Origin of the sequence: Flavobacterium sp. CLA17, assembly GCF_013112255.2 — a bacterium.
GTDB lineage: Bacteria > Bacteroidota > Bacteroidia > Flavobacteriales > Flavobacteriaceae > Flavobacterium > Flavobacterium circumlabens.
In genome coordinates, this window is the sequence record NZ_CP068294.1 from 275,769 (window position 1) to 301,936 (window position 26,168).

At 37.0% G+C, this 26,168-nt stretch carries 27 protein-coding genes; 10 read left to right on the top strand and 17 right to left on the bottom strand.

Annotated features, from left to right (window positions below; genetic code table 11):
- The first annotated feature begins 15 nt into the window (after nt 1-15).
- From HAV12_RS01130 to HAV12_RS01155, 6 genes are all read left to right on the top strand, one after another.
- Complete coding sequence (locus tag HAV12_RS01130; protein ID WP_240345214.1) at nt 16-993, top strand: type IX secretion system membrane protein PorP/SprF; 978 nt, start codon at nt 16-18, stop codon at nt 991-993.
- 220 nt (nt 994-1,213) lie between these two features.
- Nucleotides 1,214-2,401 carry a phosphoglycerate kinase gene (pgk, locus tag HAV12_RS01135; protein ID WP_171568106.1) on the top strand — a complete coding sequence of 396 codons (1,188 nt, stop codon included), beginning with the start codon at nt 1,214-1,216 and terminating at the stop codon, nt 2,399-2,401.
- A gap of 109 nt (nt 2,402-2,510) precedes the next feature.
- Complete coding sequence (locus tag HAV12_RS01140) at nt 2,511-4,340, top strand: LysM peptidoglycan-binding domain-containing protein (RefSeq protein ID WP_171568107.1); 1,830 nt, start codon at nt 2,511-2,513, stop codon at nt 4,338-4,340.
- 48 nt (nt 4,341-4,388) lie between these two features.
- A complete protein-coding gene (locus tag HAV12_RS01145) occupies nt 4,389-5,360 on the top strand; it encodes a DUF4837 family protein (RefSeq protein WP_171568108.1) in 972 nt (323 codons plus the stop codon).
- Between the two features lie 53 nt (nt 5,361-5,413).
- Complete coding sequence (locus tag HAV12_RS01150) at nt 5,414-6,055, top strand: DUF1579 domain-containing protein (RefSeq protein ID WP_171568109.1); 642 nt, start codon at nt 5,414-5,416, stop codon at nt 6,053-6,055.
- A 182-nt stretch (nt 6,056-6,237) separates the two neighbouring features.
- Entirely contained in the window at nt 6,238-6,684 is a 447-nt protein-coding gene (locus HAV12_RS01155; protein ID WP_171568110.1) for a GNAT family N-acetyltransferase, read from the top strand.
- 1 nt (nt 6,685) lies between these two features.
- Here HAV12_RS01155 and HAV12_RS01160 read toward each other — a convergent pair whose 3' ends face one another.
- The 4 genes from HAV12_RS01160 to rnpA form a co-directional block, all read right to left on the bottom strand.
- Nucleotides 6,686-7,489 carry an OmpA family protein gene (locus HAV12_RS01160; RefSeq protein WP_171568111.1) on the bottom strand — a complete coding sequence of 268 codons (804 nt, stop codon included), beginning with the start codon at nt 7,487-7,489 and terminating at the stop codon, nt 6,686-6,688.
- Nucleotides 7,490-7,491: 2 nt separating this feature from the next.
- Nucleotides 7,492-9,129, bottom strand: coding sequence for a S41 family peptidase (locus tag HAV12_RS01165; RefSeq protein WP_171568112.1), 1,638 nt, complete (start codon nt 9,127-9,129; stop codon nt 7,492-7,494).
- 3 nt (nt 9,130-9,132) lie between these two features.
- Entirely contained in the window at nt 9,133-9,939 is an 807-nt protein-coding gene (locus HAV12_RS01170) for a DUF4349 domain-containing protein (RefSeq protein WP_171568113.1), read from the bottom strand.
- Nucleotides 9,940-10,019: 80 nt separating this feature from the next.
- Nucleotides 10,020-10,424, bottom strand: coding sequence for a ribonuclease P protein component (gene rnpA / locus HAV12_RS01175; protein ID WP_171568114.1), 405 nt, complete (start codon nt 10,422-10,424; stop codon nt 10,020-10,022).
- A gap of 127 nt (nt 10,425-10,551) precedes the next feature.
- Between rnpA and HAV12_RS01180 the strand changes: the two genes are divergently transcribed.
- From HAV12_RS01180 to HAV12_RS01190, 3 genes are all read left to right on the top strand, one after another.
- Nucleotides 10,552-11,292 (top strand): 1-acyl-sn-glycerol-3-phosphate acyltransferase, encoded by a 741-nt coding sequence (locus HAV12_RS01180; protein WP_171568115.1) that lies wholly within the window; start codon nt 10,552-10,554, stop codon nt 11,290-11,292.
- A gap of 50 nt (nt 11,293-11,342) precedes the next feature.
- Complete coding sequence (locus HAV12_RS01185) at nt 11,343-12,335, top strand: acyl-ACP desaturase (protein WP_171568116.1); 993 nt, start codon at nt 11,343-11,345, stop codon at nt 12,333-12,335.
- A gap of 201 nt (nt 12,336-12,536) precedes the next feature.
- Nucleotides 12,537-13,190, top strand: coding sequence for an HD domain-containing protein (locus HAV12_RS01190; RefSeq protein ID WP_171568117.1), 654 nt, complete (start codon nt 12,537-12,539; stop codon nt 13,188-13,190).
- A 178-nt stretch (nt 13,191-13,368) separates the two neighbouring features.
- On the opposite strand, the gene HAV12_RS01195 is transcribed toward HAV12_RS01190, so the two are convergent.
- The 5 genes from HAV12_RS01195 to HAV12_RS01215 all read right to left on the bottom strand — a co-directional run bounded on the left by HAV12_RS01195 (nt 13,369) and on the right by HAV12_RS01215 (nt 17,703).
- Nucleotides 13,369-13,494, bottom strand: coding sequence for a FeoB-associated Cys-rich membrane protein (locus HAV12_RS01195; RefSeq protein ID WP_370528474.1), 126 nt, complete (start codon nt 13,492-13,494; stop codon nt 13,369-13,371).
- Nucleotides 13,495-13,499: 5 nt separating this feature from the next.
- Nucleotides 13,500-15,599 (bottom strand): ferrous iron transport protein B, encoded by a 2,100-nt coding sequence (gene feoB / locus HAV12_RS01200; protein ID WP_132032921.1) that lies wholly within the window; start codon nt 15,597-15,599, stop codon nt 13,500-13,502.
- On the bottom strand, nt 15,599-15,838 hold the full coding sequence (locus HAV12_RS01205; protein ID WP_132032923.1) for a FeoA family protein: 240 nt from the start codon (nt 15,836-15,838) through the stop codon (nt 15,599-15,601). Before HAV12_RS01205 ends, feoB begins: the two co-directional genes overlap by 1 nt.
- A gap of 103 nt (nt 15,839-15,941) precedes the next feature.
- Complete coding sequence (locus tag HAV12_RS01210; RefSeq protein ID WP_132032925.1) at nt 15,942-16,607, bottom strand: SCO family protein; 666 nt, start codon at nt 16,605-16,607, stop codon at nt 15,942-15,944.
- 169 nt (nt 16,608-16,776) lie between these two features.
- On the bottom strand, nt 16,777-17,703 hold the full coding sequence (locus HAV12_RS01215) for a DMT family transporter (RefSeq protein ID WP_171568118.1): 927 nt from the start codon (nt 17,701-17,703) through the stop codon (nt 16,777-16,779).
- 199 nt (nt 17,704-17,902) lie between these two features.
- Between HAV12_RS01215 and HAV12_RS01220 the strand changes: the two genes are divergently transcribed.
- Nucleotides 17,903-19,963: a M13 family metallopeptidase gene (locus HAV12_RS01220; RefSeq protein WP_171568119.1), complete on the top strand. Its 2,061-nt coding sequence runs from the start codon at nt 17,903-17,905 to the stop codon at nt 19,961-19,963.
- Nucleotides 19,964-20,025: 62 nt separating this feature from the next.
- Here HAV12_RS01220 and HAV12_RS01225 read toward each other — a convergent pair whose 3' ends face one another.
- From HAV12_RS01225 to hemC, 8 genes are all read right to left on the bottom strand, one after another.
- The gene (locus HAV12_RS01225; protein ID WP_171568120.1) at nt 20,026-20,427 is read right to left on the bottom strand and encodes a c-type cytochrome; all 402 of its coding nucleotides are present in this window, start codon (nt 20,425-20,427) and stop codon (nt 20,026-20,028) included.
- Between the two features lie 3 nt (nt 20,428-20,430).
- Nucleotides 20,431-21,423, bottom strand: coding sequence for a porphobilinogen synthase (gene hemB / locus HAV12_RS01230; RefSeq protein WP_171568121.1), 993 nt, complete (start codon nt 21,421-21,423; stop codon nt 20,431-20,433).
- Nucleotides 21,424-21,522: 99 nt separating this feature from the next.
- A complete protein-coding gene (hemF, locus tag HAV12_RS01235; protein ID WP_171568122.1) occupies nt 21,523-22,425 on the bottom strand; it encodes an oxygen-dependent coproporphyrinogen oxidase in 903 nt (300 codons plus the stop codon).
- Nucleotides 22,415-22,966: a GNAT family N-acetyltransferase gene (locus HAV12_RS01240; protein WP_171568123.1), complete on the bottom strand. Its 552-nt coding sequence runs from the start codon at nt 22,964-22,966 to the stop codon at nt 22,415-22,417. Before HAV12_RS01240 ends, hemF begins: the two co-directional genes overlap by 11 nt.
- A 2-nt stretch (nt 22,967-22,968) precedes the next feature.
- Nucleotides 22,969-23,346, bottom strand: a complete 378-nt coding sequence (locus HAV12_RS01245) for a hypothetical protein (protein WP_171568124.1) — start codon at nt 23,344-23,346, stop codon at nt 22,969-22,971.
- A 96-nt stretch (nt 23,347-23,442) separates the two neighbouring features.
- A complete protein-coding gene (gene hemE / locus HAV12_RS01250; RefSeq protein ID WP_132032940.1) occupies nt 23,443-24,468 on the bottom strand; it encodes a uroporphyrinogen decarboxylase in 1,026 nt (341 codons plus the stop codon).
- A 94-nt stretch (nt 24,469-24,562) separates the two neighbouring features.
- Nucleotides 24,563-25,228 carry a uroporphyrinogen-III synthase gene (locus tag HAV12_RS01255; protein ID WP_171568125.1) on the bottom strand — a complete coding sequence of 222 codons (666 nt, stop codon included), beginning with the start codon at nt 25,226-25,228 and terminating at the stop codon, nt 24,563-24,565.
- Nucleotides 25,228-26,151, bottom strand: a complete 924-nt coding sequence (gene hemC, locus HAV12_RS01260; protein WP_171568126.1) for a hydroxymethylbilane synthase — start codon at nt 26,149-26,151, stop codon at nt 25,228-25,230. The genes HAV12_RS01255 and hemC overlap by 1 nt, the downstream gene beginning before the upstream one ends.
- Nucleotides 26,152-26,168 lie beyond the last annotated feature (17 nt).

A 26,168-nucleotide genomic window follows, 5' to 3' on the forward strand; every position in this document is an offset into this window, starting at 1 on the left:
AAAAAATTTATTACAATGAAAAAATTTATTTTATCCTTAGTACTCATGGCTGTAACAACAAGTTACAGCCAAGAGCTAAACCTACCGGTGTTTACGCAATATTTAGCTGATAATCCTTTTATTCTTTCACCTGCCTACGCTGGTATTGGCGATAATCTCCGAATTAGAGCCAATGGTTTAACGCAGTGGGTCGGAATTAAAGATGCACCGGATAACCAGTCAGTATACGCTGATTTTCGTGTGCTGGATCGTTCCGGAGTCGGTATATCCCTGTACAATGACAGTAATGGTAATACAAGACAGACGGGTGCCAAAGTTTCATTTGCACACCACCTTATTTTGGACTATAGTACAAAACAATATCTTTCATTAGGTATTTCGTACAACTTTAATACGTTTCGAATTTTAACCGAGAATTTTACGAATAATTCAAATGAACCTGTGACGCTAAACCCGGCTTTGTTGGGGGATCGTAACAATTCAAACAATAACTTCGATATTAGTGCCCTGTATCGTAACAGAAACTTTTACATAAGTTTTAATGCGAATAACGTTTTGAAGAAAAATACAGATAAATTCAAAGGAATAGAACCGGAATTGCTTTCTAATTATCAGGTATATACCGGATATGTTTTTAAAGATGGAGAAAACAGCCGTATCGAATACGAGCCATCACTCTTCTATCAGTATTTTGCAAGTGATCAGCGTTCAACAACCGATTTCAACTTCAAGTACAGACGTTACAATCGTTACGAAGATTACTACTGGGTGGGTGTTTCCTACCGTTTCCTAAATGACCAGTTTCCAAAACCATTATCTGTAGGACCAATGGCAGGATTTATGAAGTCTAAATTTTACTTCGCCTATTCCTACCAGATAATGTTCAACGATCTTGGCAGCTATAATACAGGTACGCACTCTATAACGATCGGATTCGATTTCTTAGGCTCAATCAGTAACTGTCCTTGTACACAAAGCCCGGTTCACGATTAATAAATCCTTTATAATAAAAGCTTACTGTTGATTGATACGGTAAGCTTTTATTATTAAAAGAGAATAAAACCTTTTCATATTTTTGCCATTAATTTGTTTTTTTTCATAATTTACAACGTTTTCGTTGTTATTGATCGGTTATTTTTGCTTTTTCCGAATTTAATACTACTCTAAAAGTTCTATATTTGTTATTCTTTCAAAAAAATTAAAAATTTATCAAATGAAAACTTTAAACGATTTCGATTTTAAAAATAAAAAAGCAATTATCCGTGTTGACTTTAATGTGCCACTGGATGAAAATTTTAAGGTAACGGATGCTACTCGTATCGAAGCCGCTAAACCAACAATTGATGCTATTCTGGCACAAGGAGGAAGTGTTATTTTAATGTCGCATTTAGGAAGACCAAAAGGAGTTGAAGAGAAATATTCATTAAAACATATTTTAAAAACGGCTTCGGAAATATTAGGAGTAGAAGTTAAATTTGCTACAGATTCTGTTGGAGAACCAGCTCAGACTGCAGCGAAAGATCTTAAACCCGGAGAAGTTTTATTATTGGAAAATTTACGTTTTCATGCTGAAGAAGAAACAGGAGATGTTGCTTTTGCAAAAGAATTGGCTTCACTTGGAGACATCTACGTAAACGACGCTTTCGGAACGGCGCACAGAGCACATGCTTCTACCACTATTATTGCACAATTTTTCCCAACTGAAAAATGTTTCGGAACATTATTGTCAAAAGAAATAGAAAGTTTAAATAAAGTACTTAAAAATAGTGAAAAACCGGTAACGGCAATTTTAGGAGGATCTAAAGTATCTTCTAAAATTACAGTTATCGAAAATATTCTTGACAAAGTAGATCACATGATCATCGGAGGCGGTATGACTTTTACATTCATTAAAGCTCAGGGTGGTAAAATTGGAGAATCGATCTGTGAAGATGATAAGCAGGAACTGGCACTTGAGATTTTAAGATTAGCCAAAGAAAAAGGAGTACAGGTTCATATTCCTGTTGATGTTGTGGCAGCTGATGCTTTTTCGAATACAGCCAATACCAAAATTTTGGATGTGAGAGAAATTCCTGACGGATGGCAAGGTCTTGATGCAGGTCCAAAATCTTTGGAAAATTTCAAGAAAGTAATCCTAGATTCTAAAACCATTTTATGGAATGGCCCATTAGGAGTTTTCGAAATGGAATCATTCGCTAAAGGAACAATTGCTCTTGGTGATTATATTGCTGAAGCCACAGAAAACGGCGCTTTTTCATTAGTTGGAGGAGGTGATTCTGTTGCTGCAGTGAAGCAATTTGGCTTCGAAGATAAAATGAGTTATGTCTCCACTGGTGGAGGTGCTATGCTTGAAATGTTAGAAGGAAAAGTACTGCCTGGAATCGCTGCGATTTTAGACTAAATATCACAATTAACATTTTTTTTGATATTTTTCTTCTACAAAGGCCTTAAGTTTGTAAAAATACAATCCTTCTAATTGTTTGAATTATAGGATTTTAATAAAATGTTATATGATTGTAAGAAAAATTTCCTTAGTGGTTTCGGCTTTTTTCTCGATCGCTGCTTTTGCACAAGATGTTGCAAATTCAGATGTTCAGATTAAACCCGAAGTAAAAATTTCGTACCTGGATTCAGTAAAGAATTCTTTTAAAAAGGACAATATGGCTACGCGTGTAGACAGTCTCTGGATGAATGAATTAGTAAGCTTAGACATCTACGATGATTTAACGAAAGACATTCAAACCATCAATTCAGATGTTTCTGTAGATGAAGAACTGCCAACTGAGTTGCTGAAACAGCGTCTCCAGGCGATGAATGAGAAATCACCCTTTGAAATTGAATACAATCAGGGCCTTGAGAACATTATAAAGTCGTTTCTTAAGAATCGAAAAAAATCGTTCTCCCGATTAATGTCTTTATCAGAATATTATTTTCCAATTTTTGAGGACGCCTTTGCAAAACAAAACGTTCCTCTTGAAATTAAATATTTAGCCGTTGTAGAATCTGCTTTAAATCCTAAAGCAGTTTCTAAAATGGGCGCCACCGGTCTCTGGCAATTTATGTACGGAACCGGAAAACAATACGCTCTTAAAATCGATTCGTACATAGACGAACGAAGTGATCCTCTGAAAGCTACAGCAGCCTGTTCACAATACATGACCAAAATGTTTAGCATTTTTGGAGATTGGGAACTTGTTTTAGCGTCCTATAATTCAGGTCCGGGAAATGTAACCAAAGCCATTCGCCGCTCAGGTGGAAAAACAAAATACTGGGACATTCGAAACCATCTTCCAAAAGAAACTCAGGGTTACGTTCCTGCTTTTTTAGCAACAATGTATCTTTTTGAATACCATAAAGAACACGGAATCAATCCGGAAAGAGCGGTCGTTAAGAATTTCGAAACTGACACCGTTCAGGTTAAATCCCAAATGTCATTCAAACAAATTGCTGATTTGTTAGACATGCCACAATCACAAATTCAACTTTTAAATCCTTCTTATAAATTAAACGTTGTTCCTTTTTATCAAAGCGAAGCACACTATCTGCGTTTACCAAAAGATAAGATCGCTGCTTTTGTTTCCAATGAAGATAAAATTTACGCTTACGTAAAACATCAATCTGAATATAAAGGACTTCCTAGACAGCTTGCTTTGAAAGTTTCGCCTAAAGCAAAAGCTAAACTTGAAAAAAATGCCGGAGACATTCAGTTTTACAAAGTTCGTAAAGGAGATAATTTAGGTACAATTGCAGATAAATATGATGTTTCTATTCTTGACTTAAAGAAATGGAACAATCTGAAAACCAACTCACTTGCTCTTGGTAAAACAATAAAAATTAAGTCTAATGATTTGATTATTAAAAATCCAAAAGAGCTAAAAGCACCATTAATTGATAAAAAAGCTCCTGAAGAAGCGATTGCAGCTGCAGACAATAAAGAAAAAACTGCTGCACCGTCTCAGGAATACAGTGTTGCAGCCGGAGATAATCTGGGCAGTATCGCTAAAAAATTCGGTATGACTATTGCTGAATTAAAAGAGTTAAATAATCTTACCTCAAATACTATTGGTTCAGGAAAAACTTTATTAGTGGCTAAAACCAGTTCTGCTGTTGAAGAAACAACCACTGAAACTACTGCCATTGCTTCGACTTCAATTGAAGCATTTAAGAAAAAAGGAGTGTCAGCTAAAAACCTGGGCGAAGATTATTACGTTAAAAAAGGAGATTCATTATACAGCATTTCTAAAAAATATCCGGGAGTTACAATTTCAGATATCAAAAAATGGAATGGAATTAAAGATGATGATTTAAAACCGGGAATGAAACTTAAAATAAACGGATAATAAAAAAAATCTTAACTAAATTTGGGTTTTATTTCATAAATTAAAAAAATGAATAAAACCCATTTTTTATGCCTTCTGCTTTCCTGCTTATTTGTTTCTTGTTTTAAAAACGAAAAGCAGGCGCAGCCCGTATCCGGCAAAACAAATACCATTTCGATCATTATAGACGACCAGTTATGGTATGGCGAAGTAGGTGACAGTATTCGAAATAAATTTGCCTCCCCCGTTCTCGGCCTTACACAGGAAGAACCTTTGTTTACCATCAACCAGTATCCCGCCAAACTTCTGGAAGGATTTGTTACCGACAGCCGCAGTATTATTGTGGTCAAAAAAACAACAGCGGACAAGTTTGAAATCAAACACAATTCTAAATCACTGCCACACAATACTTTTCGAATTTATGCCAAATCTGTAGATGATATTATTTGCAGCATAGAGTTTAATTCAGCTCAGATTATTAAAGTAATTCACGATGCTGAAATTGAAAAGATTCAGCAGGACAATAGTAAATCATTACTGAATCCGGCTGTTATTAAAAACAAATTCCATATCAATTTACAGATTCCGTCAGGTTATGAATACATGCTTCACAAAAAGAACTTCATCTGGCTGAAAAAAGAAATTATTAGCGGGAATACCAGTCTGCTTATTTATCAGATACCCCTGCAAAAACTCAAACAGGGAGCTAATGTTGTAGAAAGCATCGTTCGCATGAGGGATTCCGTGGGACGCTATATAAAAGGACGTGAACCCAATACGCAAATGATTACCGGTGAAGCCTATGCACCATATTTTTCGATTACGGAATTAAACGGAAAAAAAACCTTCGAGACCAAAGGAACCTGGGAATTGAAAAACGATTTCATGACAGGCCCTTTTATTAATTATGCCATTATTGATGAAGCTTATAACCGAATTTTGGTTATTGAAGGATTCTGTTATTCTCCATCGTATCAGGAACGGGATTTAATGTTGGAACTGGAAGCCATCATAAAATCGGTTAAAGTAGAGAAGAGATAGATTTATTATTTTTTTTGTTACTTTTGTTTTAATAAACTTTAAATCAGGCAATTATGAAAAAGCTATTAATGACATTATCAATATTAGTATTTTGTTTTTCTTCTTGTAAAAAGGATATAAAAACAGAAACAGAAAATATTAAAGTTACAGACAGCAGTACAACCGAAGAACCTGTAGCAGAACAACCTTTGGATTCTGCAGCACAAATGAAAGCATGGATAGCATATGCCACGCCGGGAAGTCCGCATAAAATGATGGCTGACGAAACCGGAACATGGAACTGCGATATGACTTTTTGGGCGGAAGCCAATGCTAAGCCCGAAAAAGCAAGTTCTACAGCAATTATCAAAATGATACTCGGTGGCCGTTATCAGGAATCCAATTATTCAGGAACCATGATGGGACAGCCTTTTGAAGGTAAAAGCACATTGGCCTATAATAACGCCAGTAAAGAATTTACAACCACATTTATCGATAATATGGGAACCGGTATACTGGTTGCCACAGGTAAGTATGATGAGAAAAGTAAAAGTACCGAATTTAAGGGCGAGATGGTTAATCCGTTAAACGGTAAAAAAACACCCTACAGGGAAATTTATACCATTGTTGATGCTACAACCCGCAAAATGGAAATGTTTGACGTCAAAAATGGTGCGGAATATAAAAGCATGGAGATTATCATGAAGAAAAAATAAAAAGACTTTTTTAAAATCTCATATAAATCCCGACTACTGCTGTAATCGGGATTTTTGTTTTTGTAAACGTTTCAGCATTCTTGAGAAATCATTTTAAAGTTAATTTAGATTTTTCAGAACTTTCAATGAAATAATTTCTTTATGTTTGAAATAAAAAAAGTAATAGAATAAAAGAAAGTCTGATGGAATTAAAATGGAAAATAAAGCCTTTTGAGGCATTAACAGTACATGAGTTATATGATTTGCTCAAAGTAAGAAGTGAGATCTTTGTAGTAGAGCAAAATTGCGTTTATCTGGACCTTGATGGCAAAGACAAACTTGCTTTGCACCTGATTGGTGAATACGACGGGAAGATTGTTGCCTATTCGCGTTTGTTTGATGCTGGAATCAGTTTCGATCATGCTTCCATCGGGAGAGTGGTAGTAGATGCTAATTATCGCGATAAAAAGTGGGGACACGATCTGATGCGGGAAGCTATCGCCGGGATAAAATCTAATTTTTGTAAAGACAAAATCACGATTGGTGCCCAGTTATATTTGAAGAAATTCTACGAAAGCCACGGTTTTGTCCAGACCAGTGAAATGTACCTGGAAGATGATATTCCGCATATTGAGATGCAGCGCGGTTAATTTAAATTTGGGTGATAAAAAACTCGACACGTCTGTCTAACTTATCGCCTTGTCCCAGTGGGTATTTATTGCCGCAACCCTGAAAAGTCATTCTGCTTTTGGAGATTTTCCTGTCCATTAAATACATAAAAACGGTTTTGGCGCGATTCCACGAAAGTCTTCTTTCTTTGGTAGCTTTGTCAATGGCGTCACTGTAAATTTCGGGAGTGCAGCAGACATGGCCGCGGATTTCAAACTCCAGTGTATTTTTATCCTGAAGGATTTTGGCAATTTTGTCTAATTCTTTTTTGGAATTATGAGTGAGTCTGGAGCTTCCGAAGTCAAATAAAATATTGTCCAGATAAATTTTATCGCCGACTTTTAGTTTGTTTTTAAAAGAGTTGTGGATTCCTTTTCCAAAACTGTTCCGTTTGACGACAATTAAGTCCACGCGCCGGTTTTGGGAGCGGGTTTCGTGAAGATTTTCTATAGTATCCGATTTTATGATCACACGGCCTTTTCCTTCCAGAATCACTATTTTGCTCTGGTTAAAACCACGCAACAGCAATAATTCCTGAATAGTATTCACGCGGTTTTTCGACAGCCTGAAATTGTATTCGTCAGTTCCGCGATCATCACAATAGCCGTAAATTTGTATGGACTCTACTTTTGAGGTATCAATTGTTTTTATAAAGTTGCTTATAATATTTGCTTGCTCGTCCCTAAGACTGAACTTGTCGAAATCAAAATAAATCGTTTCAACGGGTTTCTGTTGTGCTGACAAGTTGAAAATAAAGAAAAGAAACAGAACTTTATAAATTTTCATTTTTACATTTTTAAAATCGTTTTATACTCAGCCTGATTATTCAAAACGTTTACCGCTTTTTTAATTTCTGAATTGTTTTTAATATAAAATTGATACAAACCTTCCTGATACTGGTACCTTTTGATAAGTTCCTCCTGAATCAGGTTTTTAATTTCCTTTTGGTTTTTATCCAGTAGTGTAGTTTCACTTTTTTCAAGAGCATTTAATAACTGCTGGTATTCAGGTGCTATCGTTTCGTCTATTTTTTCACTTTTGGCGGCAGCCAGCGTATTTTTCAGGGCTATTTCAGTTTCAGTATCAAAAGAAATTTTGTTCGTTTTCAGATATTGTTTAAAAGCAGTATAATCCGCTTCTGTAAGTACTGGGATTTTATCGCCTAAATTAGGATTCTTGTAATAGTAAGAGGTGGCATAATCAAAAATTCCGTCGTTTTTTAACAACGCATTCGTAATCGGGCTCATTTTGGTTTCTTCCAGTTCAATGTCCGGTAAAACACCGCCACCGTCATAAACAGTTCTTCCTTTTCGGGTTTTAAAAGCATTGAAGTTTTTAGCATCTGTTTTCTGAGCTACACCATTTTTGTCCTTGTGCGCATAATCCAAAGCCTGAATACAACGGCCCGACGGCGTGTAATAACGTGAAATGGTTACTTTTAACTGCGTTCCGTAAGTAAGATCGACAGAACGTTGTACCAGACCTTTTCCAAAACTGCGGCTTCCGAGAATGACAGCACGATCTAAATCCTGTAAAGCTCCTGAAACAATTTCGGATGCAGAAGCACTTCTTCCGTTGACCAATATCGCTAAAGGAATCTCAGTATCAATAGGTTCGTTTTGGGTTTTGTAGGTATTATTATGTTTTTCGATCCTCGATTTAGTGGTCACTATAACTTCGTTTTTGGGAACAAACAAATTACAAATATCAATGGCTTCGTTTAGCAAACCTCCCGGATTTCCTCGTAAATCAAGAACAATCTGTTTGGCACCGTCTGCTTTTAGTTTCTCCAGGGCGCTTTTTACTTCCGCGGAAGCTTTTCTGCTAAAATGCGCTAAAACGATATAACCGGTTTTGTCATCTATTTTTCCAAAAAAAGGAACAGACTTAATATCCACCTCGTCCAAAACAAGTTCAGTAGTGTAAGGTTTTCCCTGACGCAGGTATTTGATCGTGATTTTAGTGTTTTTTGTTCCCTTTAATAATTGGGAGGCATCATCTTTAAAATCAGCAATCAAAACATCTCCAATCTGGATAATTTCGTCACCCGCTTTCAGTCCGGCTTTATCAGCAGGATAATTTTTATACGGTTCACGAACAATCAGACGGTCTTTTTTTCGGGCAATCATGGCACCGATTCCGGTATATTCTCCCGTATTATTGATTTTGAAGTTCACGACATCCTGTTCGTTAAAGTAAACCGTGTACGGATCTAAACTTCCCAACATGCTTTTTATGGCCTTATCCATCAAATCCCCGGGATTCGTTTCGTCTACATAATTGGTATTTACGGCTTTGAATAAAGTGGTGAAAATTTCAATCTGCTTGGCTATTTCAAAAAAGTCGTCTTTGAAACTGGTTCCGATAAATAAAAATCCGGCCGCAACAGCAGGAATGATGAATTTCTTTTTGAAATAAGGATACATGGGTTATATTTTTTTTCTTTTAAATCTTCTTCTAATGTAAAAGGCAATTACGCCGAATAGTATAAGGAACGGCCAGACACTAATAATCCAGATGAATAAACCGGACAATTCAAAAAATCCGGATTGTATGGCGGTCAGTATTTTGGAGCCGTAGGAAATTTTAATGCTTTGCTTTTCCGCAATAGGTTTGTAAAATTCGATGGAAATCCTGCTTTCGGAAACGCGGCTTTCCAGGTATTTCAACTGACCTTGTTTGGATTCAATTTCTTCGCGAATCGTAGAAATCTGCTTTTCGATTTCTAATATTTCACTTATTTTGGTGGCTTTTTTTAAAATTTCAATGTAACGCTCTTCGAGCTTTTGTTTTGTTTTTAATCTCGAATCCAGGTCAATATATTGTTCCGTAACATCTTCAGTTGAGATATCTTTCTGGTCGAAATAAGAAACGCCTTTTGAAATCGATTGTAAAAAAACATCAAAATTCTGACTTGGAACGCGAACGGTTATGTTTCTGTAAAGCGAATAGTCATTTTTTCCTTCAGAGTCAGACTGTATCGTGGCATGGCTTTGCTTAACAGCGTTTTGAATTTTCTGGAAGGTCTCTTCTATATCATTCGTTTCAAATTTCAGGCTCGCATATTTAATTATTTTTTGTGGAATGGCTTTTTCTTCATCAGGCGAGGAAGGAGACGGTGCTGACATTGTTATAGCAGCAATTTCATCTTTATAGACAGGGTTCCCGGTATCTGCCTGTTTACTGCAGCCTGAAAAAAGCAATGCAAAAAGGAATAAATATAAAATAGGTCGCATAAAATTTCAATTTAGAGCTAAAACTACAATTTTTTTATAATTTTTTATCTAATCTGATAAATAAAGTTGTATTTTATAGCTTATAATTCAGTTTTATTTTCAGAATCGTTCGTTTTGTTTACCTGTAGGAGAAATTTCTCAAACAACTGAATGGTTTTGCTGTTGATTTCATCGTAAGACAACCGGTCTTTACTTTGATAAAAAAGCATAAAAGAATAAGGACCTTCAAGAGTATCCCAAAGCAGATTTTTATTCAGACGATAGGTTTCTCTTAAGACCCGTTTGAAGTAATTGCGATCAACTGCTTTTTTGAAGTATTTTTTAGAAACCGAAACCCCGACCTTAATTTTTTCCTCAGATCCTTCTTCTCCGGCACGGTAAACCAAACGCAGCGGATACTTAGAAACTGATTTTCCTTCGGAAAAGAGTAAACCAATTGTTGTTTTGCTTTTGAGGCGTTCGTTTTTTGGGTAGGTAAAGTTCATTAATTCAGAAAAAAGTTGCAATTTTAAAGGACAAAGGTACAATTAAACCATAAAAACGGTTATTGTTTTTAATTTTAATACCGCTAAAAAATATATTTATTACTTTTGGCCTTTAATTTTTTTAAGCATGCAAAAGATAATTTCGTATCCCATATCCGTAATTTACTATTTATGTTTTAGTTTATGTTTATTGGTTTTTCATCCAATACAATGGATCTGCATAAAAGTTTTTGGTTATCAGGCGCATAAAAAGAGCGTTGACTATTTGAATTTTTTTCTTTTGAGATGTACCAATTTAGTAGGAACGACGTATAAAATTGAAAACAGAGAGACTATTCCTGTCGGAGTTCCCTTGATTTTCGTATCTAATCATCAAAGTATGTACGATATCGTAGCAATGATTTGGTACTTTAGACGTTTTCATTGTAAATTTGTAAGTAAGAAAGAGTTAGGAAGCGGAATTCCGAGTGTGTCATTCAATTTACGCCATGGAGGTTCAGTGCTGATTAACCGAAAAGATCCAAAACAAGCCATTCCCGTAATAAAAGGCCTGTCTGAGTATATCGAAAAAAACACAAGATCGGCTGTTATTTTTCCGGAAGGTACCCGCAGCAAAACCGGAAAGCCAAAAGAATTTGCGCAGAGCGGTTTGAAAATCTTGTGTAAATATGCACCATCAGCCTATGTTGTTCCGGTAAGCATCAACAATTCATGGAAAATGGTACGATACGGAATGTTCCCTGTTGGTTTAGGAAATCGCCTTACCTTTACCGTTCATAAAGCTTTAGCCGTAAAAGATTATGATTTTGCCGATTTAATGGCAATTACAGAAAAGGCAGTTGTAGAAGGAATAAATGAATATAAATAGATTTTCGTTTTGTGAAAGCAAAAACTTAAATCCCAAATCTAAAATAAGTAATGTCTATAAAAAACATTAGATTAGAAGTAATGCAGTTTTTGGAAAAAAACGTAGATAGCTTCGTTGAACAGTATTTAATTCCAGTGGAAAAAATTTGGCAGCCGTCTGATTTTCTGCCTAATTCTGAAGGAGATAATTTCTTTGAGGAGGTTAGAGAATTACGTGAAATTGCTAAAGAATTGCCGTATGATTTCTGGGTAACGCTTGTAGGTGACACGATCACCGAAGAAGCTTTGCCTACCTATGAATCCTGGTTAATGGATGTAGAAGGAATAAATCAGATAGAAAATGGCGGAAATGGCTGGTCGAAATGGATCCGTCAATGGACCGGAGAAGAAAACCGTCACGGTGATTTATTAAACAAGTACTTGTATTTGTCCGGTCGTGTGAACATGCGTGAAATCGAAATGACTACACAGCATTTAATCAACGACGGTTTTGACATCGGAACCGGATCTGATCCTTACAAAAACTTTGTGTATACCAGTTTTCAGGAATTAGCAACATATGTATCACACAACAGAGTAGCCCAGATGGCGAAGAAATTTGGTGATAACAAATTGTCTAAAATGTGTAAAATGATTGCAGGTGACGAAATGCGTCATCATCATGCGTACAGTGAATTTGTAACGCGTATTTTCGCGGTTGATCCTAGCGAAATGATGTTGGCCTTTCAATACATGATGAAACAAAAAATAGTTATGCCGGCGCATTTCTTAAGAGAATCAGGTCAGAAGATCAGTTCTGCTTTTGAGCAGTTTTCAGATTCAGCACAACGTATTGGTGTTTATACAGCAAACGATTATGTTGATATCATGCAGAAGTTAATCGATAAATGGGAGGTTGATAAAATCACCAATTTAACGGATGAAGCAGAAAAAGCTCGTGACTACTTAATGAAATTACCGGGACGTATGGCCAGAATTTCTGAGCGATTAGTGATTCCACAGGAATCTCATATTTTCAAATGGGTAGAACCGGCGAGATTGTAATTTCAGCTTTTTAATTGAAAATTTAACTTAAAGCAACTTTATTGCATTAGATAAATAATAAAATTGATGTTGATTATCGGAGTTTATAAAACTTTGATAATCAACATTTTTCAATAAAATGGGTTTGGGAATGTTGGTTAATGCAACAATGTTCATTTGTAAATCCGTAAAAGGAATGACCTTAAAAGCATCTAAATATTTATGAATACTACAGACTTAATAAAGAGAACAATTCAATTTGTAAAAGAAAAATTAGAAGATGCAGAGGGCGGACATGATTGGTTTCACATTGAACGTGTGCATAAAAATGCGCTGTTGATTGCCAAAAATACGGACTGTGATTTAACAGTGGTTGAATTAGGTGCTTTGCTTCATGATATTGCCGACAGCAAATTCCATAACGGAGATGAAACGATCGGTCCAAAAACCGCACGTTTATTTCTGGAAGGTGAAAATGTTTCAGAAGATGTGATTGCTCACGTCGTAAACATCATAGAAAACATCTCTTATAAAGGCGGTAATTTTGAAAAGAAATTTTCCTCAATTGAATTGGATATTGTTCAGGATGCAGATCGTTTAGATGCGATCGGAGCTATCGGAGTGGCAAGAGCTTTCAACTACGGAGGCTTTAAAAACAGAGCATTGTACAATCCGGGAATTGAGCCCGTTACCAATATGACAAAGGAAGAGTACAAAAAGAATAATGCCCCGACGATAAATCATTTTTACGAAAAGCTCCTACTCTTAAAAGATAAAATGAATACCGAAACCGGAAAAGAAATCGCAGCCGAAAGACATCGTTTTATGAAGCTTTTTCTTTCACAGTTCTATGCGGAATGGGAGGGAGTGAAGTAGTTTTTTAGTCTCAGTGTTCAGTTACAGTGTTCAGTTACAGTGTTCAGTCACAGTATTGAGTTATAGTTTTCCAGGAGCGACAGCCCTAAAATTCTCAGAACCTTAGCAACTCAGCATCTTAGCACCTCCAAAAAAAACCTTTGCCCCTCTGAACCTTTGCCTCTTTGAACCTCAAAAATTAGCTACATCCGCAACTTCCACCATCACCACAGTCCTTCTTCTTTTTAGATTTCCAAAAGAATTTCTTAATCAAAAAGGCAACAGCAAAAGCTAATATGGCAAAGGCGATGATTTCCTGTATCATGATTTTTATTTTAGAATTTGATACGCTATTAAAGCTACAAAATAAGCAAGGCCACTCATGAAAACCAATTGCATGGCTGGCCACTTCCAGGAGTTTGTTTCTTTTTTGGTAATGGCAAGCGTACTGGCGCATTGCATGGCGAAAGCGTAAAACAGGAGCAATGAAATCCCCGTAGCAAAATTAAAAATCTTTGAACCCGTTGCCGGATCTACTTCCTGTTGCATTTTGCTTTTTATGGTGGCTTCATTATCACTGTCTCCTACACTGTAAATGGTTGCCAGCGTTCCCACAAAAACCTCGCGGGCAGCAAAAGAGCTGATCAGTGCAATTCCGATTTTCCAGTCGTAACCCAAAGGGGCAATTGCAGGCTCGATTGCCCTGCCCATAATTCCGATGTAGGAATTCTCCAATTTCTGAGAAGCGACTTCATTTTCAAACTGAAGCTTATTTAAGTGTTTTTCTGCTGTTCTTTCTTTCACAATGGCTTCCGCTTCATTAAAATCCTTTCCGGGACCGTACGAAGCCAAAAACCACAAAATAACAGATATGGCTAAAATGATTTTACCTGCACCAACGATAAAGGCTTTGGTTTTTTCGATAACATTGATTCCAACATTCTTGAAAAGAGGTAATTTATAACTTGGCATTTCAACTACGAAATAGGTTTTGCTGTCTAATTTTAGAACTTTATTTAAAATATAAGCAGATAAAATAGCTGTTCCGAATCCTAAAATATACAAGAACATTAGCGTGAGTCCCTGAAGATTTAAAATTCCCAGAACACGTCTGCTTGGAATCACCAGTGAAATAATAATCGCATAAACAGGCAATCGTGCAGAGCAGGTGGTAAACGGAGTTACCAAAATGGTGATGAGGCGTTCTTTCCAGTTTTCGATATTTCGGGTTGCCATAATCGCCGGAATCGCACAGGCTGTTCCTGAAATCAAAGGCACGACACTTTTTCCGGAAAGCCCGAATTTGCGCATGATTTTATCCATAAGGAAAACCACACGGCTCATATAACCGCTTTCTTCCAGAATAGAAATAAACAGAAATAAAAAGGCAATTTGCGGAATGAAAATTATAACCCCGCCAATTCCCGGAATAATTCCCTGAGAAAGTAAATCGGTTAAAATACCACTGGGCAATTCCTGAGCAACCCAGCTGCTTAAAGAGGCAAAAGTGCTGTCAATAAAATCCATCGGGATGGTAGACCAGCTAAAAATTGACTGGAAAATAAGAAACAGAATTCCTGTGAAAATGACATATCCCCAGACTTTGTGTGTTAAAACGCGGTCCAGTTTTGCCCTGAAATCTTTTGCCATTGTGGCATCTATTTTCAATCCGTCTTTTAAAACATTGTTGATGAACTGGTACCGTTTTATGGTTTCTTTTTGCTGTAAACGTTTTAATTCCGGATGTGACTTGGTAAAGGCATTTCGAATTTCATTTCGGTCTAAATTAGAAAAATTGACATCCTGCGTGATAACCAGCCATAATTTGTACAGCAATTGGTTTGGAAACAATTTTTGTAAACCGCTAAAATATTCAGGATCAATTTCCAAAGCATTCAGACAGGATTCATGCTGAAGGGTTTTATACGAAACGATCAGGTTTTTCAGGTCTTCAATTCCGGTCCCTTTTCTTGAACTGATCAGGGCAATTTTGGTTTTTAGTTTTTCTTCCAAAAGCGGAATATCTAAAGTAATTCCTTTTGTTTCCATGCGATCCGCCATATTAATGACTAAAATCGTTGGAATTTCCAGGTCTTTTATTTGTGTGTAAATGAGTAAGTTTCTTTTCAGATTTTCTACATCCGTCACAACGACTGCGACGTCCGGATATAATTTGTCATTTTTGTTCAGCAGCAGTTCAATTACCACGCTTTCATCCATGGAACTGGCGTTCAGGCTGTATGTTCCCGGTAAATCTAAAATATTGGCTTTTATACCATGAGGCAGTTTACAAAAACCTATTTTCTTCTCAACCGTTATTCCGGGATAATTCCCTACTTGCTGGTTAAGTCCGGTAAGCTGATTGAATACGGAAGTTTTTCCTGTATTTGGATTTCCGATAAGCGCAACATTAATATTTTCAACACTCATTACAAATTGGTTTTGATAAGTTCAACTTCAATTTCACGAGCAGTTTCTATACGAATGGCAACATGAGAACCATTAATGTCCAAATACAAAGGGTCTCCAAAAGGAGCAATTTGAAGTAATTCAACCATACTGCCCGGAAGGCAACCCATTTCTAATAATTTAAGAGGAATAAGTTCGATATCAAAATCTTTGATAATGGCTTTCTCGCCTTTTTTTAGGGAATGGATCGTATTTCGCAAAGCTTATTTAGATTGAATTTAGATTGCAAAAATAGGCATTTATTCTATATATCTAAGTATTTAATGCTCATTCAAATGCTAAATCTTTCTAAAATAAAGTGTTTTATTCCTGACACAAAAAATCGATGTCTGCCAGAAGGCGTTTGATGTCTTCTTTATTCGTTCCGTCATAGAAACCACGGACACGGCGTTTTTGGTCTACCAGTACAAAATTTTCAGTATGAACCATATCGTACAACTGATCCGGTCTTCCAAGTTTTACGGCCAGGTATGATTTTCTGGCCATGGTATAGATTTCTTTTTTGTCGCCCGTAACCAGATTCCATTTACTGTCAACCACGCCATGTTTTATGGCATATGCCTTTAATACCGGAATACTGTCGACTTCAGGGAAAACCGTATGGGACAGCAGCAATACTTTCGGATTATTTAAAACGGCTTTCTGGACATCAGCTAAATTGGTGGTCATTTTAGGACAGATGGAACCACAGGTGGTAAAGAAAAAATCGGCCACATAAATTTTGCCTTCGTAGTTTTTCTGTGTAATGGTATCTCCGTTCTGATTGACAAAAGAAAAATCGGCAATTGTATGATACTTGCTTTTGTACTGAATGGTACTGTCAACCAATTCAGGATTTACATCGGCAGGATTGTAAATGGGTAATGTTTTTTGTGGCTTTAAAGCCGAATAAAATAAGGATATTGTAACAACCGAAAATATAATTAAAACAATAAAGAATTTGCGGTATCTGTATAGCAGTGATTTCATAAACGTAATTTGGCGCAAAAATACAAAAAGCACTTTTTAAATCTGTAGTTCGCCACTTTTTTAACTTGTAAAAGTTGTGTGATTTTTGATTACCGGAATTCCTTAATTCAGTTTTTCAATACGTATCAGATTTTAATACCAAAATTGAAAGATTTTCCTTTAGGGAATACTATTTAATTTTAGCTTTCCGAATGGATTTGTTGACCAGATACAATCCAATTAAGGTCACCATAACACCAATCGAAATGGCCTGGGTTAGCGGTTCTCCAAAAATAAAAAAACTGAGTACAATAGCCACAACCGGATTGATATACGCATAAATACTGCTGACTTCTGTCGGAAGGTGCTGTAACGAATATATAAAAGCAATAAAAGTCAGGATAGAACCAATTACGACCAGATAAGCAATCGCCCACCAGGATGTTAACGGAATCTCACTGTAAGGAATATTGATTCCGGAAACTTCTGTTACTCCAAAAAGAATAAAACTCGAAATCACCATTTGCAATCCTAAACTAAAATACGGATTAAAACTTGCCGCTTTTTTCTTCGTATGTAAAATTCCAAAAGCCCACGTGATGGTTGATGCCACAGACAAGAAGATTCCAAATTGAAAATCCGGTCTTAAGAAATCGCCCAGATGATCCATAAAAATAATACAGATTCCACCAAAGCAGATTAAAAGTCCTGTTACGGCCAGCTTTGCAATTCGTACGCCTTTAAAAAAACAGATCACAACAATCCAAATCGGGAAGATAGCGCCAATGATGGCACCTAGTCCACTGCTTATGTATTTCACGCCCCAGGTGCTCAGTCCGTTACTGCAGACAAAGTTCAGAACGGCCAAAATTAAGATGGTCTTCCATTGTTTACCTTTTGGCCACGGTTCTTTTTTCAATAAAAAATAACCAACGTACAGAATGCCTCCCAAAAACTGACGTATCGTCGCCAATTGTAATGCCGGCATATGTTTTACGCCTTCTTTGGAAGCAAGCCAGGTTGTGCCCCAAAAGAAACTTACCCAGCATAAAGCCAGAACTGGTAATCCTATTGCTTCCACTTTTCCTGAAAATGCGGCTTGTATTCGTGCTCTCACTTTTGTTTAGATTGGTTTGTCAAATATTCCAAAAACTATTTCAAATAGAAGTTGAAAAGCGAATTTTTATTCATGAAACTTTTAGCTGCTTCTTATGAAATATTTGCATTAAAAACCCTTATTGATTATTATATAATTTTAACATAAAGTTTAAAATAATAACAATATGTTTGTATTAAACCCTTAATTCATAATTATAATGATAAAACAGTTTAACAAACCAGTGTTTTGTGTTGTTTCTGTAATGTTTTCACTAACAGCAGTCACCGCTCAAAATGCAAAACCAAAAGAACCGGGAATCAATGTTTCCTATATGAATACTAAAATCAGTCCGACAGAAGATTTTTTTCGTTATGTAAACGGAACCTGGCTGGATAAAACAGAGATTCCAAGCGACAGGACTTCATGGGGAAGTTTCAACGAATTAAGACAAAAAACAGATGAGAATTCGTTGGCTATTTTGAAAGAAGCTTCAAAAGACCCTAAATATAAATCAAACACCGATCAGGGTAAAGCCATTGCTTTATTCAATACCATTTTGGATACAGTTGGAAGAAATAAGCTGGGCGTAAAACCGCTTGAGCCTATTTTAAAGAAAATTGATGCAATAAAAAATGTAGCAGATTTACAAAATTTCCTTATCGAAATGGAGCCTCAGGGCGGTATTGGTTTCTTTGGTGTCGGAATTGGTGCTGATGCGAAAAACAGTAACGTAAATTCAGTTAGTATCGGACCGGGACGTTTAGGACTTTCGGATAAAGATTACTACAATGCCGATGATAAAGATTCTAAAGAAAAACGTGCGAAATACGAGCTGCATGTGGCGAGAATGATGCAGTTTATCGGAGAAAGCCCGGCAAAAGCAAAACAAAGCGCCACTCAGATTCTGGCATTAGAAACGGCTATGTCTGCTCCGAGATTGGATCGCGTTGAGAGAAGAGACCGAAGAAAACAATACAATCCAACGGCAATTGCTGATTTAAAAAAGACGATTCCTTCTATTCAATGGGATAAGTTTTTTACAGGAATCGGAATGACAAAAGTGGATACTGTAATTGTGACACAGCCTCGTTATATGGCTGAATTAGAAAAAATATTTACTGAAAAGAAAGTCGCAGACTGGAAAGAATATCTGAAATGGTCTGCTTTAAACAGATCAGCCTCTTTGTTAAGTACGGATATTGAAAATGCAAATTTTGATTTCTACGGAAAAACATTAACTGGTGCATTAAAACAACGCCCACGTGAGGAAATGGCTTTGCAGGTAATCAATAATGCAACAGGAGAAGCTTTAGGAAAATTATATGTTGAAAAATTATTTCCTGCTGAAGCAAAAGATAAAGCACAGAAAATGATTCAGAACGTTATTCTGGCGTATGAAAACAGAATCAATGCATTACCCTGGATGTCTGCGCCGACTAAAGTGAAAGCGATTGAGAAATTAAAGAAAATTACAATCAAAATCGGGTATCCGGATAAATGGAAAGATTATTCCGCTTTGGAAATTAAAAATGTTTCAGAAGGCGGAACGTACTTTACCAATATGGCGAGTTTAACGAAATGGGATTATAAAGAAGATTTGGCTAAACTGGGTAAACCGGTTGACAAAACAGAATGGGGAATGTCTCCACAAACGGTAAATGCCTATTACAATCCGTCTTACAACGAAATTGTTTTCCCTGCAGCCATTTTACAACCTCCATTTTACAATTATCAGGCAGACGAAGCGGTAAATTATGGTGGAATCGGAGCGGTTATCGGTCACGAAATCTCACATGGTTTTGATGATTCAGGAGCACGTTACAATGCAGACGGAAACCTTGTTGACTGGTGGACGGCTGATGATTTAAAACAATTTACGGAACTTGGAACTGCACTAGCAGCTCAGTATAGTGCCTTAGAGCCTTTGCCGGGAATACATGTAGACGGTAAATTTACTTTAGGTGAAAATATTGGTGATTTAGGCGGAATAAACGCAGCTTACGATGGATTAAAATTGTATTTGAAAGCCAATGGAAATCCTAGTTTAATTGATGGTTTTACACCGGAACAACGTTTCTTTATTTCATGGGCTACCGTTTGGAGAACAAAATCAAGAGACGAGGCGATCAAAAGTCAGGTAAAAACAGATCCGCACTCTCCTGGAATGTACAGAGCGTATGTGCCAATTCAGAATATAGATGCTTTTTATGATGCTTTTGGAATCAAAAAAGGAGATAAGATGTATGTAGAACCAGAGAAGAGAGTTAAAATCTGGTAATATCAAATCATAAAAAAACGGCGCTGAATCAGCGCCGTTTTTGTTTTTTATATGTTTTTGAATTACTTCAAATTACTGTAGATATAGGTTTCTATCGCTTTCAATTCTTCATCAGACATAGCCTGAGTTACGGGAAAATTAGTTTTCATTACCGAAAACTGATCGGGATCTACAATAGGATCCGCATTTCCTTTTAGAAAAGTAACAATGTCGCCCTTTTTATCTTTATAAATTTTGGCAATTTGCTGAATACTCGGGCCAATCACTTTTTGATCCACCTGATGGCAGGACATACAGTTTCCTCTTCCCTCAAAAATTTCTTTTCCTAAAGCTTCCGGAGTGGCAGCTTTCGCCGATTCTCCTTCTGAGTAGGCTTCTGTTGAGGTTGGAACAGGATTTTCAGTTGCTTCTTTTTTACAGGAAGCCAAAGCTAAAACGGCAGATAAGAATAGTATTTTTTTCATGGTTTATTTATTTAAAAGTATGGCTGCTTCTTTGGCAAAATAAGTAGAAATCAGACTGGCACCGGCACGTTTAATGCACATCAATTGTTCCATCATGATTTTATCATTATCTAACCAGCCTCTTTCTGCAGCCGCTTTTATCATCGCATATTCTCCGGAAACATGATAAACCGTAACGGGAACATGAACAGCGTTTTTTACCTCACGGACAATATCCAGATAAGCAATTCCCGGTTTTACCATGACCATATCTGCGCCTTCTTCTACATCAGACAAAGCTTCTTTTATGGCTTCAATACGGTTGGCATAATCCATTTGATATGTTTTTTTATCTTTCGGAATGTCAGTCGTATCTACCGGAGCTGAGTCTAAAGCATCGCGGAAAGGACCGTAAAAAGCAGAGGCATATTTAGCCGAATAGCTCATGATTCCGACATTATGAAAACCAGCCGCATCCAGACCTTCTCTTAGACGCAGAACACGTCCATCCATCATATCACTTGGTGCTACAAAATCAGCTCCTGCCTGAGCGTGGGAAACTGCCATTTTTACTAACGCGGCAACAGTGCTGTCGTTTTCAACATCACCGTTTGCTATAATTCCGTCATGGCCGTAAACAGAATAGGGGTCTAAAGCCACATCCGGCATCACAATCATTTCGGGACAGGCTGCTTTGATAGCACGAATCGCCTGTTGCATTAATCCGTCTTTATTCCAGGCTTCTTTTCCGGTATTATCTTTTAGCGTTTCACTTACTTTTACATAAATGTTAACCGCACGAATACCCAAAGCGTAAATTTCTTTTACTTCTTGTACCGTTAGATCAATCGATCTGCGGAAAATTCCCGGCATTGAAGGAATTTCAACATTTACATTTTCGCCTTCAGCAACAAACATGGGAAACATAAAGTCTGATGGACTTAAAGTTGTCTCGCGAACTAAAGAACGAATGGATTCATTTACTCTTAATCTTCTGCCTCTGTGTAATGGGAACATATCATTTTAGATTTTTAATTTTAGATTTTAGATGTTGACTTCTGAAATCATAAGTCGCTGATCTGCTTTCTTAAATCGTGTTGTTGTTTTGTTTTTATTCTAAATCCAGTCTATTGGAGTTTCAAGGACTTTCAGTAATTTTTCTTCTTCACTTCCTGGTTCCGGATGATGATCGTACACCCACTGCACGTGCGGAGGTAAACTCATCAGGATACTTTCTATTCTTCCGTTGGTTTTTAAACCGAATAAAGTGCCTTTGTCATGAACCAGATTAAATTCTACATAACGGCCACGACGGATTTCCTGCCAGTTTCTTTGTTCGGGTGTATAAGGCAGCTCTTTTCTTCTTTCGACAATCGGAACATAGGCTTCCAGAAAACTATTCCCAACTTCACTTACAAAATTGAACCAGTTTTCCATAGACATTTGCTCATTGGCTTTGCAATAATCAAAGAACAAACCGCCAAGTCCGCGGGCTTCGTTCCGGTGCGCGTTCCAGAAATAAGCATCACATTGTTTTTTATATTTTGGATAAAATTCCGGATTGTGTTTGTCGCAGGCCGTTTTACAGGTTTGATGAAAGTGTTTTGAATCTTCTTCAAACAGATAATAAGGCGTTAAATCCTGTCCGCCGCCGAACCATTGCTCAATAATATTTCCTTTTTCGTCATACATTTCAAAATAGCGCCAGTTTGCATGAACCGTCGGGACCATCGGGTTTTTAGGATGTATCACCAGACTTAGTCCGCAGGCAAAAAAATCAGCCTCGCCAACGCTAAACATTTTTTGCATGGCTTCCGGTAATTTTCCGTGAACGGCTGAAATGTTGACACCGCCTTTTTCGATAACAGTTCCGTTTTCGATAACGCGTGTTCTTCCGCCTCCGCCTTCAGGGCGTTTCCAGAGATCTTCGCGGAATTTTGCAGTTCCTTCCACAGCTTCTAATCCGGCGCAAATCTGGTCTTGCAGTTTTTGTATGTATGCGTAAAATTTATCTTTCATGGGTATTGTATTCTGATTTAAGTAATCCGAAATAAACGGTGTTTTGCAATTCTCCGTCACCATTTCTAAATTCTTCGCGTAAAATTCCTTCTTGTTTAAAATTGTGCTTTAATGCAATTCTCTGGCTGGCCACATTAATTTCCGAAGTACAAATGAAAACCTTATTTAACCCTAATTCATTGAAACAAAAAGCAAGTGTATCCGAAACCATTTTTGATGTAATTCCTTTTCCCTGATATTCTTCATCAATGAAATACCCAAATTCACATTTGGAAATACGGTAATCGATCGTTTTTACGCATAAATAACCAATTAAGTTATTGGTTGCCAAATCTCGGGCATAAAAATAAAAACCTTCTTTGTTTTTCTCTTTGTCAAGACTAACAGTCAGAAAGTTTTCTGCTTTCTTCGAAGTATCAGCATTGGCCAGAGTTACCGGGAAAGTTTTTGCAATATGATTTTTATTCTTATCAATTAACTGGTAGAATTCTTCAGGAAGAATATCTTCAATCCGGTCTGTTTTCCAATCTGTAAAACTCATTTTTATTTGTTTTTAGCGGAAGCGATTTTAGTATGAATTGCAAACGAGAAAACTTTGCTTTCCTGTTGAATATAATGGTAAAGGGCTAAAGCTTTATCTTCAAAATTATAATTTTCCACTTTTGAAAATTCCATTAAAAAATCAGCAAATTGTTCCAGTTGGTCCCAGTCAAAATGAAGCTGCATTAATTTTGTAATCAATTCTTCATTCTGATAATCAGCCAAAGTTTCGATATTCAAACCAAAATCCTTAAGCGGAAGTTCGATATCATTTTTCTCTGATTCACTTAGCGGTTTAGGGACAAAAACAAGAGTCCGCAATGTCTTTAGTACATTATCGATTCTGATTTTTTCTTCATCCCGTAAACCTTTGTTCAGCATTTTTTTGAGTTTTCAGTCTTGGTCCCAGTTTTCAGTCCCAGTTTTCGGTTTCAGGATAAAACTGAACATTGGGACTGCGACTGAACACTATATAAACTATTGCCCGTATTCCTTAACCGCATCAATAAATGCTTTAGCGTGGTCTACAGGGATATTTGGTAAAATTCCGTGGCCTAAATTTACGATATATTTATCTTTTCCGAATTCGTCGATCATTTCATGAACCATTTTTTTGATGGTTGGAATTGGAGAAAGCAATCTTGAAGGATCAAAATTTCCCTGTAGCGTAATGTTTCCACCTGATAAATAACGGGCATTTCTGGCAGAACAAGTCCAGTCTACACCAAGTGCAGAAGCTTTACTTTTACCCATTTCACCTAAAGCAAACCAACACCCTTTTCCGAAAACAATAACCGGAGCGTGATCCGCCAAAGCTTCAACAATCTGGTTGATATATTTCCAGGAGAATTCCTGATAATCAACCGGAGAAAGCATTCCTCCCCAGGAATCAAAAATCTGAACGGCATCAACACCCGCTTTTACTTTTTCCTTTAAGTATAAAATCGTGGTGTCTGTGATTTTTTGTAATAAGCTGTGTGCTGCAATCGGATTCGAAAAACAGAATCCTTTGGCAGTATCAAAACTTTTAGAACCTTTTCCTTCAACCGCATAACAGAAAATAGTCCACGGTGAACCTGCGAAACCAATTAACGGTACTTCGTCGTTCAGCATTTCTTTAGTCAGTTTAATGGCATCCATTACATATCCTAAGGTTTCCTGAATGTCCGGTACATAAACGCCTTCAACATCAGCAGTAGTGCGGATAGGATTTGGAAGAAACGGACCGAAATTTTCTTTCATTAAAACTTCAATTCCCATTGCCTGAGGGACAACCAGAATATCCGAGAAAAGGATAGCAGCATCCGGAGCAATTCTGCGAATAGGCTGTACTGTAATTTCAGCAGCCAATTCCGGAGTCTGACAACGGGTGAAAAAATCATATTTGTCACGCAAAGCGATGAATTCAGGTAAATATCTTCCTGCCTGACGCATCATCCATACTGGTGGACGTTGAACAGTTTCTCCTTTTAGTGCTTTTAAAAATAGGTCGTTTTTTAACATTTTTTATTGCTTTAGGCTTTAAGCTTTAGGCTTTAAGCTTTGTTTTTATTTATCTTTTTGCTTATGGCTTACAGCCTAAAGCTTATTGCGTTATTTATTTGTATTCTTCAATAACATCTTCGATTACATCCTCAACCGTTGGCTGATCTGCAATGATGATGTTTTTGGTGATTTTATCTAAAGCGTCTGCGGTGGTATCTCCAATGCAGAAGCATTTTTCTTTTTTAATGGTATTTTCTTTCAGATAACTTTCAACGCCGGAAGGACTAAAAAACAGGATTCCATCCGGAGCCGTTTTTATTTTCTGGGGGGTTAATGAAGTATCATAAACCTGAATTTCATTGAATTTTACTTCACCGTCTTTTAAGGCTTTCGGTAACGTTTCTCTGCGAAGGTTTCCGCTGAAAAAAGTAAAGCTTTCATTACGGTAAATCAAAGTGATAATTTCGGCTAAATCTGATGCATAACCGGTGTAGGCGACAACATTAAAACCGCTCTCCGATAAAAGGATTTTCGTTTTTAAACCCACGCAAAAAACATTTTTAATTTTCAGTTTTTCTGATTCCGGATTCGATAAAACGCTATGAACGGCATTCTGACTGGTAAAAATCAGATTTTCGTTGAGGTCTTTCAGTTCGAAAGGTTTGTTTTGCGTTTGAATAAAATCAGCTTCGATTACTTCAATATTGGCTTTTGTCAATGCTTCTTTTTGTTCGCCCGACAGCTTTTTTGTAGCGACTATTTGAATTGGTTTTGCCATTATTTTTTTAGTGATTCTTTAATAGTTTGCATCAATTCGGCTCCGCCATTGTTCAGAATTTCCTGAGCAGCGAAGAATCCCAGTTTTTTCCATTCTTCAATGGCAACTGTTTTGTCAATTTCCAGCTTTTGTTTTCCGTCAACAGAAAGTAAAACTCCTTGAAAATGAAGTGTATCTTCGTCTTCATTATAACGAACCAAAGCTCCGATTGGTGCTGTACAGCCGCCTTCTAAAGTCCTTAAAAACTGACGTTCGATATAGGTACAGATCTCCGTTTCAATATGATTGAGCTGCGATAATGCATCCAGCGTATAATTGTCGTTTTCCATCGCCACAACAAGCATTGCTCCTTGTGCGGGTGCCGGAATCATCCAGTCTAAATTGATGTGATTTTCAGGGGTTAGGTTAATGCGCTCCAAACCTGCAGCGGCAAAAACAGCTCCGTCCCAATTATTATCTTGTAGCTTTTGCATACGGGTGTTTACATTACCGCGTAAATCAACTACAGTATGATTGGGGTATTTATTGAGCCACATGGCCTGACGTCGTAAACTTCCGGTTGCAACGGTGCTTGTTTTTGTAAAATCGGGATTTCCTTTGTGAACCAAAATATCCAGAACATTGGCTCTTTCCAGAACTGCTGCCTGAACGATGCCTTTTGGTAAAGCGGTTGGTACGTCTTTCATGGAGTGAACGGCAATGTCAATGTCGCCATTAATCATTGCAATGTCTAACGTTTTGGTAAAAATTCCTGTAATTCCAAGTTCGTAGAGTGGTTTGTCCAGAATAATATCACCTGTGGATTTTACAGCAACAATGGCTGTTTTATATCCTAAATCGTTCAGTTTTTTTTCGACAGTATGAGCCTGCCAAAGTGCTAATTCGCTATCGCGAGTTCCTATTCTAATAACTTTTTGAACCATATTGTTTTGAAATCCCG